The sequence below is a fragment of the Larkinella bovis genome, from assembly GCF_042655385.1.
GTDB classification, from domain to species: domain Bacteria; phylum Bacteroidota; class Bacteroidia; order Cytophagales; family Spirosomataceae; genus Larkinella; species Larkinella bovis.
In genome coordinates this window covers 139,872-153,808 of the sequence record NZ_JBHSMA010000002.1, presented here as the reverse complement: position 1 = coordinate 153,808, position 13,937 = coordinate 139,872, and the positions used below count along the sequence as shown (strand labels likewise).

Sequence of the window (13,937 nt, the reverse complement as noted above, 5' to 3'; positions counted from 1 at the left end):
AATTGGTTCAGATGAAAAGGAAGCTTTTTCAAACGTTTCTAGTAGCGGCTTACCTGTTTTGTACGGTTTTCGCGCTGAACGCCCAAACCGCCCGGAACCCGATCCTTTTCGCCGACGTGCCGGATATGGCCCTGATTCGCGTGGGTAAGACCTACTACATGAGCAGTACGACCATGCACCTGAGTCCGGGGCTTCCCCTCATGAAGTCGAACGATCTGGTTAACTGGCAGCTGATTGGCTACGCCTACGATACGCTGGCTAATGTGGATGCCCTGAACCTGACCAACGGAAAAAGCACCTATGGCCGGGGTTCGTGGGCGAGCAGTCTGCGGTATCACCAGGGCACGTATTACGTAACCACCTTTGCCCAGACCACCGGTAAAACGTACGTCTATACCACCAGAGACATTGAAAAAGGCCCCTGGAAAGAAGCCTCGTTCAAACCATCCTACCACGACCACAGCCTGTTTTTTGACGATGACGGGCGGGTCTATCTAATTTACGGCGCGGGCCAGATCCGTCTGGTTGAACTGACGGCCGATGCCTCCGGCATCAAACCGGGTACGACCCAACAGGTCATCATCGAAAATGCCAGCAGGCCCTCGGGCACGAACGGCGGTTTGCCCGCCGAAGGGTCACAACTGTTCAAGGTGAACGGCAAGTATTATCTGTTCAACATCACCTGGCCGCGCGGGGGAATGCGTACGGTGGTGATTCACCGGGCCGACCAGCTTACAGGGCCGTGGGAGGGCCGCATCGGCTTGCAGGATCTGGGGGTCGCGCAGGGGGGACTGATCGATACCCCGGATGGTCATTGGTATGCGTATCTTTTCCGGGATTTTGGCGGGGTCGGGCGGATTCCGTACCTGGTCCCGGTGAAATGGGAAGAGGGCTGGCCGATACTGGGCGTCAATGGGAAAGTGCCCGAAACACTTGATCTGCCCGCCAGCAAAGGCCTCATTCCGGGCATTGTGGCGTCCGACGAATTCACGCGGAAGAAAGGCGAACCGGCGCTGCCGCTGGTCTGGCAATGGAACCACAACCCCGACAACAAACTTTGGTCGGTTACGGAACGAAAAGGCTTTTTACGGCTGAAAACCGGCCGCGTTGATACGTCTTTTGTACTGGCCCGGAATACGCTGACCCAACGCACCCTTAGTCCGGAATGTTCGGGTTCTACCCTGCTGGATGTGTCAAGCCTGAAGGATGGGGATTTCGCCGGGCTAAGTCTATTGCAGAAAAACTACGGGCTGGTGGGCGTCAAACGGGAGAACGGTCAGCGTTTCATCGTCATGGTGAGTGCGGCTTCCGGAAAACCGCTTGACATCCAACGACTTCCGCTTGCGCAAAAAACGGTCTATCTAAAGGCCGAATGCCATTTTAAGCATCGGACCGATCTCGCCCATTTCTTTTATAGTCTGGATGGTAGATCGTGGCAACCCATTGGCGAACCGTTGAAAATGCCGTATACCATTCCGCATTTTATGGGCTACCGGTTCGGTTTGTTCCATTACGCCACCCGACAGACGGGCGGTTTTGTGGATTTTGATTATTTTCGGATTACTACCAAAACTTCGCAATCCACTGAAAATGAACGCCCGGATTAAATTTTCAACCCGCGATGAGGCACCCGTTATGAAAAAGAATCTTTCAGCCGCCACGCTTCTGCTTGGTTTCCTGCTTTGGAGCCTGACCGCTTCGGCACAGGACAAAAACTTTTATATTTTCCTGTGTTTCGGGCAATCCAACATGGAGGGCAACGCCAGAATCGAGCCGCAGGATACGGTTAAGGTGAGCAGCCGGTTTCGGGTCATGGAAGCCGTAGACTGCCCCAACCTGGGCCGGAAAATGGGGCAATGGTATACGGCGGTCCCGCCCTTGTGCCGGTGCCGGACCGGCCTGACCCCCGCCGATTATTTTGGGCGTGAACTGGTCGCTCATCTTCCCGAAAAGGTCCGGATCGGCATCATCAATGTGGCCGTGGGGGGCTGTAAAATTGAGCTGTTCGATAAAGACCATTATGAGTCGTACACGGCTACTGCACCGGGCTGGATGAAAAATATGCTCAACGCGTATGACGAAAATCCGTACGCCCGGCTGGTCGAGATGGCCAAGCTGGCCCAGAAAGACGGGGTCATCAAGGGCATTCTGCTGCATCAGGGCGAGTCGAATACCAACGATACTCTCTGGACCCAAAAGGTCGCGCTGGTGTACACTAACCTGATGCACGACCTGAACCTGAAACCGAAAAAGGTGCCGCTGCTGGCCGGAGAAACCGTACATGCCGATCAGGGCGGCATTTGCGCGAGTATGAACAGGATCATTGCGACCCTTCCGCAAACCATCAAAAACGCGCATGTCATTTCATCGGCGGGCTGTACCGATGCGACTGATAACCTGCACTTTGATGCCGCCGGATACCGGGAGTTGGGGAAACGTTACGCGGCCCAGATGCTCGCGCTGCTAGGCTATCCGGACCCAAAAACCGACTAAATAAACCGTTTGAGTTCTTTCAAGTGTTACCAATCTCTTAAACCTTTTAACCATGCGAAAACGCTTAAAAAACCGTATCTGGCCCCTATGGGTCTTTCTTTGCGTTGCGGGCACGGTTCTGGCCCAGCCGCCCCGCGGCCCATTGGTGGTATCGCCCCAGGTCAACGCCGACAAAACCGTCACGTTCCGCTATCTGTCTCCGGCGGCCCGGGAGGTTAAGTTAAGCGGCCAGTTTTTAAAAGCGCCGATCGAAATGACCAAAGATGAGCAGGGCATCTGGAGCGTCACGGTGGGGCCGGTCAAGCCCGATATTTATCCCTATAGTTTTCAGGTAAATGGCGTTACGGTGATGGATCCTGCCAATGTCGCTTTTTTTCCGAACGAGCGGTTTAAAGCCAGTTTGGTGGACGTGCCCGGCGATACGCCCCTGATTCATGCCCTGCGCGACGTTCCCCACGGCTCCATCAACTATGAATATTACCCGTCGCTGGAAGGAACAACCGGTTCGCTGGTGGTGTACACGCCACCGGGCTACGACCAGAATACCGCTAAAAAGTACCCGGTTTTCTACCTCATCAGCGGCACCACCGACACGGAAGAAACCTTTTTCAAGGTGGGTAAAACCAACCTGATTCTGGATAACCTGATTGCGGAAGGCAAGGCCAGACCCATGATCATTGTCATGCCGTACGGCAATATAGCCGCCCGAATAGCGGAGCAGAAAGGGGGCACCAAACCCGCCGATCCGACGGTTCGGGATGGGGTCGATGCGGTCAAACGGGCCAACGATTTTACGACCGATCTGGTGAACAACGTCATTCCGTATGTGGAGAAAACCTACCGGACAATCGCCAATCGCGAAAACCGGGCCATCGGCGGTTTTTCGCGCGGGGGTGGGCAAACGCTCCGCACGGCGTTTAATCACATGGACAAATTTGCCTGGGTGTGCAGCTACAGTTCGTACCTGTCGCCCACCGAAATGGACAAAAGCTTTCCGCACATCACCAGCAGTCCCGCCAACACGAATAAGCAACTGAAACTGTTCTGGGTGAGTGTCGGCAGTGACGACTTTCTGTACCAGGGTACCGTCGAATTTATGGACTACCTGAAGGCGAAAAAAGTGAACTTCAAAAGCCTGATCACGGATGGTGGTCACACCTGGATGAATGTCAAAAAATACGTGGCCGAAACCGCTCCCTTACTTTTCCAATAAGCCTAGCTCCATCGCATGAAACGTATTCTCTATCCCCTCCAGGTCGTTCTTCTGTCGGCAATGACGGTTTTGGCCCAGCAACGCCCGCCCGCCATCAGCTCGCCCGACGTGCATCCCGACCACAGCATCACGTTCCGGTATTTTTCGAAGAGAGCCCAGAAAGTGACCCTGAACGGTGAATTTCTGAAGTCACCGGTTGCCCTGACGAAAGATACGTCCGGGATCTGGAGCGTCACGGTGCCGCCTGTCAAACCGGATATTTATCCCTACAGCTTTACGGTGGACAGCGTTCAGCTTGCCGATCCGAGCAATACGTACATCTTTGCCAATGAGCGCTTTAAACGCAGCATTGTCGAGGTGCCGGGCGACCAGCCACTGATTCATTCGCTCCAGAACGTACCGCACGGCAAAATCAGCTACCGCTATTACAAGTCGGGTACGCTGGGGACAACCCGTCAGTTACTGGTCTACACCCCACCCGGTTTTAATCCCAACGGCAAAACGAAGTATCCCGTGCTGTATCTAATTCACGGCGGTTCGGATACGGAAGAAACCTGGACCAAAGTGGGCCGCGCCAACCTGATTGCCGACAATTTGATTGCGCAGGGTAAGGCCAAACCGATGCTCATTGTCATGCCCTACGGGAATGTGCGCCCCGCTCCAATGGCTGATTTTACCAAAGATATGGTGAATGACATTGTGCCCTTTATCGAAGCAAATTACCCGGTTCTGAAGGAGAGCAAAAGCCGGGCGGTGGCCGGTTTTTCGGTGGGCGGAGGCCAAACGCTGAACATCGGACTGACCAATCCCGACAAGTTCGCGTACGTGTGTTCGTACGCACCGTATACCGCCACGGAGGAATTTAAAAAGAACTTCAGCGATTGGTCGCCGAACGCGGATCAACTGAACAAACAACTGAAACTCTTTACCATCAGCGTCGGTACCGAAGACTTTTTGTACGAGCCGGTGAAACAAAACATTGCCCAGTTTAAGGAAAAAGGCCTGAAGCTGGATACGCAGATTGTGCCGGGCGGGCATACCTGGATGAATTGCAAGCTCTACCTGGCCACGACCTTGCCGCAGCTTTTCAACTAATACGCAGCTTTTTCTACCCTAAATTACTAACCAGATGATGAATAAGACGATAGCGGTATGGTTTGCAGCCGCAGTAACGAGCGCAACCTGTTTGGCGCAGGGGAGTCAGACGGTGGCGGAAGATTTTAAGCCGTCCACGTTAAACCAGCCGGGGCAGGAATACCCACAGGTGAACTCCCAGGGCTACGCCCGGTTCCGGATCAAAGCACCCCAGGCCGATAGTGTGAAGGTCAGCCTGGGATTGGGCGGACGGGGAGGAACCAAGCTTGTAAAAGGAGCCGACGGTTTCTGGACGGGCACCACCGAAGGGCCAATGGACGAAGGTTTCCATTATTACCACCTCACGGTTGACGGCGGCACCTTCAACGATCCCGGCACGTTAAACTACTACGGCTCGGTCCGGTGGGAAAGCGGTATTGAAATCCCCGCTCACGATCAGGACTTTTACGCCCTGAAAGACGTTCCCCACGGCCACGTGCAGCAGATTCTGTTCCCTTCCAAAAGCACCCAGACCTCCCGACGCGCTTTTGTCTACACCCCACCGGGTTACGAGAAAGAGACAGCGAAAAAGTACCCGGTTTTATACCTGCAACACGGCTGGGGCGAAGACGAAACCGCCTGGAGTAATCAGGGCCGCGCCAATCTGATTATGGACAACCTGATTGCCGAGGGCAAAATCAAGCCCTTCATCATTGTGATGACCTACGGCATGACCAACGAAGTGAAATGGGGCCGCATCCGGGATTTCAAGATTGAACCCTTTCAAACGGTGCTGGTCGACGAATTGATTCCCTACGTGGATGCGAATTTCCGCACCCTGGCCGACCGCTCGAATCGGGCGATGGCGGGGCTGTCGATGGGCGGTATGGAAACCCGTCAGATTACACTCAACAAACCGGAGGTTTTCGGCGCCTACGCTCTACTCAGTGGTGGTGTTTATACGCCCGACGATCTGAAAGGGAAACCCCAGGCCAAACTGATTTTCCTGAGTTGCGGCAGCAAAGAAAATCCGGATCGGGTGAAGACCGCCGTCGCCGATTTGAAAGCCGCCGGTTACCCAGCGGTTTCGTACGTCTCCGATAAAACCGCCCACGAATTCCAGACCTGGCGTCGAAGCCTGCACGAGCTGGCCCCGTTGCTGTTTAAGTAGAAGTACAGGGCAGCAGCGTTTTATGTCCTAAGGATTTTACCCTTAACCAATCTCAGCCATGAAACACACGATGTTAGCGGTTTTCTTCTTTCTGAGTGGAACCGCGCTTCCCGGTTTTTCGCAGGCCACCCAGCCAGCGGTGGTGGAAGATTTTAAACCGTCCGCGTTAAACCAGCCGGGGCAGGAATACCCGCAGGTAAACTCCCAGGGCTACGCCCGGTTCCGGGTCAAGGCGCCCTACGCGGATACGGTTAAGGTAAATCTGGGCGGACAGGGCGGACCTTACCTCACCAAAGGAGCCGACGGTTTCTGGACGGGCATGACCGAAAAACCGCTGGACGAAGGATTCCATTATTACCACCTAGCCATTGACGGTGGCCGGTTTAATGATCCCGGTGCTTTAAGCTTCTTTGGATGGGCGCGCTGGGAAAGCGGCCTTGAAACTCCGGCCCATGATCAGGACTTTTACGCCCTGAAGGACGTTCCCCACGGCCACGTACAGCAGATTCTGTTCCCTTCCAAAAGCACCCAGACCTCCCGACGCGCTTTTGTCTACACCCCACCGGGTTACGAGAAAGAGACAGCGAAAAAGTATCCCGTGTTGTATCTGCAACACGGAAGAGGGGAAAATGAAACGAGCTGGAGCAATCAGGGACGGGCTAACCTGATTATGGATAACCTGATTGCGGAAGGCAAAATCAAGCCATTTATTATTGTGATGACCTACGGCATGACCAACGAGGTCACGGGTCGGATCAACGATTTCAACATTGCTCCATTTCAAACGGTGCTGGTCGATGAATTGATTCCCTACGTGGACGCCCACTTCCGTACCCTGACCGACCGGGCAAACCGGGCGATGGCGGGGCTGTCGATGGGCGGCATGGAAACCCGCCTGATTACCCTCAACAAACCGGAGGTGTTCGGGTCTTACGGCCTGCTGAGCGGGGGCGTCTATTCGGCGGACGATCTAAAAGGGAAACCCAAGCCGAAGCTGATTTTCCTGAGCTGCGGCAGTAAGGAATATCCGGATCGGATTCAGAAGGCGGTCGCCGATCTGAAAGCCGCCGGTTATCCCGCGGTTTCGCATGTTTCTGAAAATACTGCCCACGAATTCCAGACCTGGCGTCGCAGCCTGCGCGACCTGGCACCGTTGCTGTTCAAAAATTAAACGTTGGCTCAAACATTCTCTAAACCATGAGAAACGATTTCTCCCCGAAAAGGGCGTATCTAGCCGTTACGCTAGCCATTACCCTGTTGATGGCGGCAACGGCCCAAGCACAAACCATCGAAAAAGAAGCTCCCAAAGGGTTTGACCAGATTCGCACGGGTATTGCTACGGGCAAACTTGACACGGTGCTGTACGACTCAAAAACCGTAGGCAACAAACGAAAAGCCCTGATTTATACCCCACCCGGTTATTCGAAAAAGAAAAAATACCCGGTTTTCTATCTACTGCACGGCATCGGGGGCGATGAAAAGGAGTGGCTCCGGGGCGGCTCTCCGCAGGTGATTCTGGATAATCTGTATGCAGAAAAGAAACTGGAGCCGATGATCGTGGTCATGCCCAACGGCCGGGCCATGAAAGACGACCGCGCCGTGGGCAATGTGTTTGACAAAGACAAGGTCGAAGCCTTCGCTACGTTTGAAAAGGATTTGCTGAACGACCTGATTCCGTTTGTGGAGAAAAAGTACCCCGTTCTGAACGACCGGGAGCACCGGGCCATTGCCGGACTGTCGATGGGCGGAGGGCAGTCGTTGAACTTTGGGCTGGGCAATCTGGATAAATTTGCCTGGGTGGGCGGTTTTTCGTCGGCTCCCAACACGAAAAAACCGGAAGAGTTGGTGCCCGATCCGGATGAAGCTAAAAAGCAGTTGAAACTGCTCTGGATTTCGTGCGGGGATAACGATGGATTGATCACCTTCAGCAAGCGGACCCACGATTACTTGTACGAGAAAAATGTGCCGCACGTTTATTACATCGAACCGGGAGGGCACGACTTCAAAGTCTGGAAAAACGGTCTGTACATGTTCTCCCAATTTCTCTTCAAACCGGTTGATGTGGCGTCTTTGCCGAAGTACACGGTTCTGGGCACACCAGCCGCCACCAACGTTCGTTCGGCCAAATATCCGCAGATTTTGCCGGACAAACGGGTTCTGTTCCGGGTCAAGGCTCCCAATGCGCAGCGGGTGCAGATTGATCTGGGCAAAAAGTACGAGATGGTGAAAGACACCAGCGGTTTCTGGACCGTCACGACCGATTCCATCAGCCGGGGTTTTCATTATTATTCCCTGCTGATTGATGGCGTCGCGGTGGTCGATCCGGCCAGCGAAACCTTTTACGGCATGGGCCGGATGGCCAGCGGTATTGAAATTCCGGATCGGGACGGCGGTTATTACGCCCTGAAAGACGTGCCGCATGGCGATATTCGGATTAAACGCTACTGGTCGAAAGCGTTGAATACCTGGCGGGAAATGTACGTGTATACGCCACCGGGCTACGATCAGTCGGGTGAAAAATACCCGGTTTTGTACCTGCTGCACGGGGGTGGTGAAGACCAGCGCGGCTGGGCCACCCAGGGCCGAACGGACCTGATTCTGGACAACCTGATCGCCGAAAAGAAAGCCCAGCCGATGGTGGTGGTGATGCTGGATGGCAACATGCCCAACGCGGGTGGTCTGGCCGGTTTCAACGAAAATGTGCTGCGGATGTTCGAGAATGAACTGAAACAAGCGGCCATTCCCTTCGTCGAAGGCAGCTTTCGCGTGCAGACCGACGCCAGAAACCGGGCGCTGGCGGGGCTGTCGATGGGCGGTTTACAGACGCTCTATGCGGGCATCAAGAATACCGATCTGTTTTCCCACCTGGGCGTTTTCAGCTCCGGCTGGTTTGCCAACAACCCCAAGCTCTCTGACCCGCAGTACGAATTCATGAAAGCCAATGCCAGCACCATTAACCGCAATCTGAAAACGTTCTGGATTTCAATGGGTGGCAAGGAAGACATTGCACACCAGAACTGTCAGGTGATGATGAAAAAGTTTGACGACCTGGGCGTTAAGTACCAGTACAGCGAATACGCGGGCGGACACACCTGGCCGGTCTGGCGGCACGACCTGTTTGGGTTTGCGCAGCTGCTGTTCAAATAAAACGCGAAAAGCGCCCCTGAACGGACGGTTCAGGGGCTGAAACAGCAGGGAGTCGATGCGGCATCCGAATTAGGCACCATCCCGTTTGAACGATCGGACAAACGGGACGAAGTTGGTCAAGACCTGACATCAAAACAGGTTTTTGACCAAATTGATAGAATTTTACACCGGAATCCATTTCCTTTTCCCGCACCTTTGCCAATATGAACACGCGAATCGAGATTGCCTGCGGGAACGGCATTACGCTGGAAACACTGAAAGCTGCCGATGCCGAGACCATCGCCCAGTTGGCCAACAACCGCGCCCTCTGGCTCAATCTGCGCGACCGGATGCCCCATCCGTACACGCTGGCCGATGCCGTCTGGTTTATCGAAACCGCCCTGAAAGGTGATTTAGGGATCGTTTTTGGGATTTATGTGGATCAAAAATTTGCGGGGGTGGCCGGTGTGGTGCCACAAACGGACATTCACCGGCTTTCGGGTGAAATCGGCTACTGGCTGGGCGAACCGTACTGGGGCCGGGGTATCGCCACCACGGTCGTCCGGTATTTGATTCAGTATACATTTGTCCATACAGATTTGATCCGGCTCTTTGCGGGCATTTTTGCGTATAACAAACCCTCGATGCGGGTTTTGGAGAAAAATGGGTTTGTGCTGGACCTCATTCAGCGAGCTGCTGTTTATAAGAATGGGAAAATTGTGGATGAATACCGCTACAGTCTTATCCATGAAGAAAAGTTAGCCGCGCTGTCTGCATGACAATTGTTGAAAAAATCCTGCACCGCATCAACCGGCCGGATCTGGTCCGAATTTTATCGGATGAACTGACACCCTCGGAGTTGAACTCGCTGCTGCTGGAGGTGTTCGACCGGCAGACGGGCCGTCTTTCGCCGACAGCCTTGTTGGGGCACTACCAGAAAAACCGCTTTGTCAAACCGGCAAATATCGATTTTTTGGCCCTGCGTGACCTGGAAACACAGTTATTGAATATTTTCGAAGCCTTTCATTTTCAACCCGTTGAGCTATCACCCGTAGCGCCACTGGGTTCGTGTTCGGTAGTGGCCACGGCCGATCAGAAAAAAACCCTGTCGGCCTTGCGGGGCACCGAAGTGCTCGCCGATGCCACCAACGCGCTGGCGCTACACGCGGCCGACCTGAAAAAAAACGGCCAATGGCAGGCGGTTTTGCCTACGGATCAGCTCCGGTTTAGCGCCATTCACCGGCACGTTCGCACCCCACTGGTGGCCGTCGCGGGCCATACCCAGCACTTCAAAATTGGGTGTCTGGTGTCGTCGGGACGTGATACTGGCGGTTTTCAGTTCGAGTGCAACAGCCTGGCCGAACACCTGGCTGTCGTAACGGCGATTTTGCGCGACACGCTGCAAATTAACACCCTGCGATTCAAACTGATTCAGCGGGATAAGGACGGGCGACTACTGGAGCAGGTAAAAAATCACATTCAGTCGTTGCGAAACGATTGGTTGCTAGAAACCGAAACCGCCCCCAACCGGGCGAATCAATACTACCAGGGCCTGCAGTACAAGGCGATCATTACCGTTCGGGGCCAGGAGCACGAAATTGGCGACGGCGGTTTTGTCGATTGGACCCAGCACGTTGTTACAGAATAAAAAGGAACGGTTTCTGATCACCGGTCTGGGGGTCGAATGGTTGTTCCGCTTACTGGCATGAATCAGGGACGGGTCATTTATGAAGACGAAGCGGAGCCGCATTTCCGGCTGGCCTATCCCGGCCCGGCTCTGGCGGTTTTTGTCGAGTATTATTTTGAAGTCCACCAGCCGGCTACAACGGTTGCAGGCGGCCGGAGCCTTTCGCGACCGGGTTCGTTGGGTCGAATCGGTTTTGTGGAAACGTATCCAGCCGTTCGAACCGGATCACCGGTTTCAGGTGGTGCAGGCAACGCTGACCCGTTTTGGTCAATTCAGTAACCCGCCAGCGGTTCACCTGGACCAGATTTGCCTCAAACTAGGGGTTTCGTATCCGTCCTTACACCGGTACTTTAGCGAAATGCTCGGTTATTCGCCCAAGTATTGCTAGAAACTGATTCGCTTCAAAAAAGCCCTGCACCTATACAAACGGTACGGTAGCCGGTATCCGTTTGAGGAACTGGGTTATACCGATTTTTCGCACCTTGTAAAAGACGCCCGCCAACTCACGCAACGGCCGCCTTCGGACTTATAAACTAACAAAAAATGGCCTGCCGTTCCCAGCAGGCCATTTTCATTCAGGTTCAACCAACTTACGACTTGTCCTTTTTCTCCTCCTCGTCTCCGTTTCCATAGCCCATATGGTGTGGGTCGTAGCTTTCCGACGGATCGTCACCTTCTTCGAGCATCGTTGCGCCTTTCCGGACAAACAATGCTTCATCCGACGGATTGTCGGGTAGTCCTTCAAGGCTGCTGGGCAACCCGCTCTCGACGCTATCCGGTGCCGTTGCCGCATCATGCCGGTTTTGAGCAATGACGTGCGGGTCAACGTCCCATTCCTGGAATGATCCGTGGCTATCCGGGCGGGTTTCATGCTGATGGCTCCCCCGGAATTCCTCCGCGTTTCCGACCAGTTCGTGGGTCGTTTCGCTCTGATCGTTTGCCGTTACCCGTCCTTCTCCGGTCCCAACCCCTTCACTCGGTTTTCCGTAATCGGACGTTCCGTGCTGGTAAGGATTGGTGGAATAATATGTATCATCCCGCGCCTGCGGGTCGAATGTTTCCCGATTTTCATTTGGTTCGTTCGTATCCATGATGGTGAGGGTTGTTTCCATTCATAACTACGAAACGGGGGATAGTGTTTACGGTATTCGGTTTATGGTTTCAGGATTTGGTGAATGACCTAATGATTAGGGATCGAGCAGTGACTTGCCAGATCCATTCTCGCCAGCAGCTGAAAACCGAATACTGAAAACCGTAAAACCGGCAAACTTACCGCCCCATCCAGCCGCCATCGACGGTCAGGATGGTACCCTGCACGTAGTTGGAAGCCTGCGACGCCAGGTACACAACCGCTCCTTTCAGATCGTCGGCTTCGCCCCACCGCCCGGCCGGAATCCGGGACAGAATGGCGGAATTGCGGTCGGCATCGGCGCGCAGGGCGTCGGTGTTGTCGGTAGCAATATACCCCGGCGCGATGGCGTTAACGTTGATTCCTTTCGAGGCCCATTCGTTGGCGAGTGCTTTGGTCAGCGACCCGATGGCCCCTTTGCTGGCGGCATAACCGGGCACCGTTACCCCGCCCTGAAACGTCAGCAGGGAGGCCGTAAAAATAATTTTCCGGTTAAAATCAACATCCCGCGCCAGCATGTCCCGGCCAATTTCCCGGCTCAGGATAAACTGTGCATTCAGGTTGATGTCGATGATTTCGTCCCAGTACTCGTCGGGGTGTTCGGCGGCCGGTTTTCGGCGAATGTTTCCGGCATTGTTGACCAGAATATCAACCGGCGGACATTCGTCGCGCAGGGTTTCCAGGAACGTATACAAAGCCGCCCGATCTGTAAAGTCGACGGGAAACGGGTAAAAGTTACGACCCAGGGCCGTGACGGCCTGTTCGACGTCACTGCCCGGTTCGAGCGTTGCCGACACCCCGATGATGTCGGCCCCGGCTTCGGCCAGGGCAATGGCCATTGCTTTGCCAATCCCACGTTTGGCCCCGGTGACGAGCGCCGTCTTACCCTGAAGGGAAAAAAGATCAAGAATCATGTCCGAATCATTGAATAGTTACCGGAAAGAGAAAGGAAAAAGACGGCCGGTTTTACCCCGTTCCCTTTCGCTAATGCCCCGGAGCGGTTTCGAAAAATAAAATCCGGCGGGCGTAGGGATTGATCCGGTTTGCGTAGGTTGACCCGCCCGGTTTTTGGCACTTTTGCTGCACCGGAAGCCGGATGCACCGGCCAACAATCAACACAACAAATACGCTGAATCATGTTCCTGAAAATTCTGAAATGGACCGGCCTCGGGCTGGTCGCGCTGATCGCCCTGCTGCTGATCGGCTACGGGTTTATCGCCCACAACATCGGTAGCCGCGCCGAAAAACCGTACCCGTTCCCGGCGGAAAACCTCACCATCCCGGCCGACACGCAGGCACTGAACCGGGGGCAGCACCTGGCCGTCATTAAAGGGTGTACCGACTGCCACGGCAGCGATTTGAGCGGCAAAATCATGCTCGACGATGCGGCTTTGGGACAACTGGTATCGTCTAATCTGACCAAAGGTAAAGGCGGTTTGCCCGCCGATTACCAAACCGCCGACTGGCTCCGGGCACTGCGGCACGGGGTGAACCGCAGCGGAAAACCGCTCTTGTTCATGCCCTCGCACGAAACGACGCTACTTTCGGCCCAGGACATGGCCGCCGTTATTGCGTATTGTCAAAGTCTCCCGGCGGTGGATCATTCGCTGCCTGCCAACGACCTTGGCCCGGTGGTCAAAATCATGGCCTACTTCGACAAAATGCCGCTGCTGGCGGTGGAGAAAATTGATCACAACCGGCCCATGCTCGCCCAGGCCGATACCACCGAAGGCATTGCGCAGGGGAAGTATCTGGCCATTTCGTGCAGCGGCTGCCATCAGCCCACGTTCAAAGGCGGTGAGCCCATGGCCCCCGGTCTTCCGCCTGTACCCGACCTTACCCGCACTGGCCAGGCCGGAAAATGGACGAAGGGGCAATTCATCACCACCCTCCGCACCGGCAGACGGCCTGACGGACGGCAGATCGACAACGAAAACATGCCCTGGAAAATGACGGCGCAGTATACCGACAAGGAACTGGCGTCACTCTACGAATTTTTCCAATCGCTCCAGTAACAGCCATTCCGCAATGATCGAAACAGGAT

At 54.6% G+C, this 13,937-nt stretch carries 13 protein-coding genes; 11 read left to right on the top strand and 2 right to left on the bottom strand.

The genetic code is table 11. From position 1 onward, the window contains the following. Window positions 1-11: 11 nt before the first annotated feature. The 10 genes from ACFPMF_RS08025 to ACFPMF_RS07980 all read left to right on the top strand — a co-directional run bounded on the left by ACFPMF_RS08025 (window position 12) and on the right by ACFPMF_RS07980 (window position 11,152). A complete protein-coding gene (locus tag ACFPMF_RS08025) occupies window positions 12-1,607 on the top strand; it encodes a glycoside hydrolase family 43 protein (protein ID WP_379842918.1) in 1,596 nt (531 codons plus the stop codon). Window positions 1,608-1,635: 28 nt separating this feature from the next. Next, window positions 1,636-2,493, top strand: coding sequence for a sialate O-acetylesterase (locus ACFPMF_RS08020; RefSeq protein WP_379842915.1), 858 nt, complete (start codon window positions 1,636-1,638; stop codon window positions 2,491-2,493). Window positions 2,494-2,545: 52 nt separating this feature from the next. Continuing rightward, complete coding sequence (locus tag ACFPMF_RS08015; protein ID WP_379842912.1) at window positions 2,546-3,706, top strand: alpha/beta hydrolase-fold protein; 1,161 nt, start codon at window positions 2,546-2,548, stop codon at window positions 3,704-3,706. A 15-nt stretch (window positions 3,707-3,721) separates the two neighbouring features. Next, window positions 3,722-4,801 carry an alpha/beta hydrolase gene (locus ACFPMF_RS08010; protein WP_379842910.1) on the top strand — a complete coding sequence of 360 codons (1,080 nt, stop codon included), beginning with the start codon at window positions 3,722-3,724 and terminating at the stop codon, window positions 4,799-4,801. Window positions 4,802-4,835: 34 nt separating this feature from the next. Next, entirely contained in the window at window positions 4,836-5,951 is a 1,116-nt protein-coding gene (locus tag ACFPMF_RS08005; protein ID WP_379842907.1) for an alpha/beta hydrolase-fold protein, read from the top strand. Between the two features lie 58 nt (window positions 5,952-6,009). Beyond that, window positions 6,010-7,122, top strand: a complete 1,113-nt coding sequence (locus tag ACFPMF_RS08000; protein WP_379842904.1) for an alpha/beta hydrolase-fold protein — start codon at window positions 6,010-6,012, stop codon at window positions 7,120-7,122. 89 nt (window positions 7,123-7,211) lie between these two features. Further along, window positions 7,212-9,098, top strand: a complete 1,887-nt coding sequence (locus ACFPMF_RS07995) for an alpha/beta hydrolase-fold protein (protein ID WP_379844549.1) — start codon at window positions 7,212-7,214, stop codon at window positions 9,096-9,098. Between the two features lie 203 nt (window positions 9,099-9,301). Continuing rightward, a complete protein-coding gene (locus ACFPMF_RS07990; RefSeq protein WP_379842901.1) occupies window positions 9,302-9,856 on the top strand; it encodes a GNAT family N-acetyltransferase in 555 nt (184 codons plus the stop codon). Next, window positions 9,853-10,725, top strand: a complete 873-nt coding sequence (locus ACFPMF_RS07985) for a hypothetical protein (RefSeq protein WP_379842899.1) — start codon at window positions 9,853-9,855, stop codon at window positions 10,723-10,725. The genes ACFPMF_RS07990 and ACFPMF_RS07985 overlap by 4 nt, the downstream gene beginning before the upstream one ends. A 79-nt stretch (window positions 10,726-10,804) precedes the next feature. Next, complete coding sequence (locus tag ACFPMF_RS07980; protein WP_379842897.1) at window positions 10,805-11,152, top strand: hypothetical protein; 348 nt, start codon at window positions 10,805-10,807, stop codon at window positions 11,150-11,152. A gap of 202 nt (window positions 11,153-11,354) precedes the next feature. On the opposite strand, the gene ACFPMF_RS07975 is transcribed toward ACFPMF_RS07980, so the two are convergent. Both ACFPMF_RS07975 and ACFPMF_RS07970 read right to left on the bottom strand, forming a co-directional pair. Then, complete coding sequence (locus tag ACFPMF_RS07975) at window positions 11,355-11,855, bottom strand: hypothetical protein (RefSeq protein WP_379842895.1); 501 nt, start codon at window positions 11,853-11,855, stop codon at window positions 11,355-11,357. A 178-nt stretch (window positions 11,856-12,033) separates the two neighbouring features. Beyond that, on the bottom strand, window positions 12,034-12,807 hold the full coding sequence (locus tag ACFPMF_RS07970; RefSeq protein ID WP_379842892.1) for an SDR family oxidoreductase: 774 nt from the start codon (window positions 12,805-12,807) through the stop codon (window positions 12,034-12,036). 222 nt (window positions 12,808-13,029) lie between these two features. On the opposite strand from ACFPMF_RS07970, the gene ACFPMF_RS07965 reads away from it, so the two are divergent. After that, complete coding sequence (locus ACFPMF_RS07965) at window positions 13,030-13,908, top strand: c-type cytochrome (protein WP_379842890.1); 879 nt, start codon at window positions 13,030-13,032, stop codon at window positions 13,906-13,908. Window positions 13,909-13,937 lie beyond the last annotated feature (29 nt).

Bases quoted from the DNA above. Each gene is read 5' to 3' on its own strand.
- ACFPMF_RS08025 (WP_379842918.1), top strand. From the start codon at position 12: ATGAAAAGGAAGCTTTTTCAAACGTTTCTAGTAGCGGCTTACCTGTTT.
- ACFPMF_RS08020 (WP_379842915.1), top strand. From the start codon at position 1,636: ATGAAAAAGAATCTTTCAGCCGCCACGCTTCTGCTTGGTTTCCTGCTT.
- ACFPMF_RS08015 (WP_379842912.1), top strand. From the start codon at position 2,546: ATGCGAAAACGCTTAAAAAACCGTATCTGGCCCCTATGGGTCTTTCTT.
- ACFPMF_RS08010 (WP_379842910.1), top strand. From the start codon at position 3,722: ATGAAACGTATTCTCTATCCCCTCCAGGTCGTTCTTCTGTCGGCAATG.
- ACFPMF_RS08005 (WP_379842907.1), top strand. From the start codon at position 4,836: ATGATGAATAAGACGATAGCGGTATGGTTTGCAGCCGCAGTAACGAGC.
- ACFPMF_RS08000 (WP_379842904.1), top strand. From the start codon at position 6,010: ATGAAACACACGATGTTAGCGGTTTTCTTCTTTCTGAGTGGAACCGCG.
- ACFPMF_RS07995 (WP_379844549.1), top strand. From the start codon at position 7,212: ATGGCGGCAACGGCCCAAGCACAAACCATCGAAAAAGAAGCTCCCAAA.
- ACFPMF_RS07990 (WP_379842901.1), top strand. From the start codon at position 9,302: ATGAACACGCGAATCGAGATTGCCTGCGGGAACGGCATTACGCTGGAA.
- ACFPMF_RS07985 (WP_379842899.1), top strand. From the start codon at position 9,853: ATGACAATTGTTGAAAAAATCCTGCACCGCATCAACCGGCCGGATCTG.
- ACFPMF_RS07980 (WP_379842897.1), top strand. From the start codon at position 10,805: ATGAAGACGAAGCGGAGCCGCATTTCCGGCTGGCCTATCCCGGCCCGG.
- ACFPMF_RS07975 (WP_379842895.1), bottom strand. From the start codon at position 11,855: ATGGATACGAACGAACCAAATGAAAATCGGGAAACATTCGACCCGCAG.
- ACFPMF_RS07970 (WP_379842892.1), bottom strand. From the start codon at position 12,807: ATGATTCTTGATCTTTTTTCCCTTCAGGGTAAGACGGCGCTCGTCACC.
- ACFPMF_RS07965 (WP_379842890.1), top strand. From the start codon at position 13,030: ATGTTCCTGAAAATTCTGAAATGGACCGGCCTCGGGCTGGTCGCGCTG.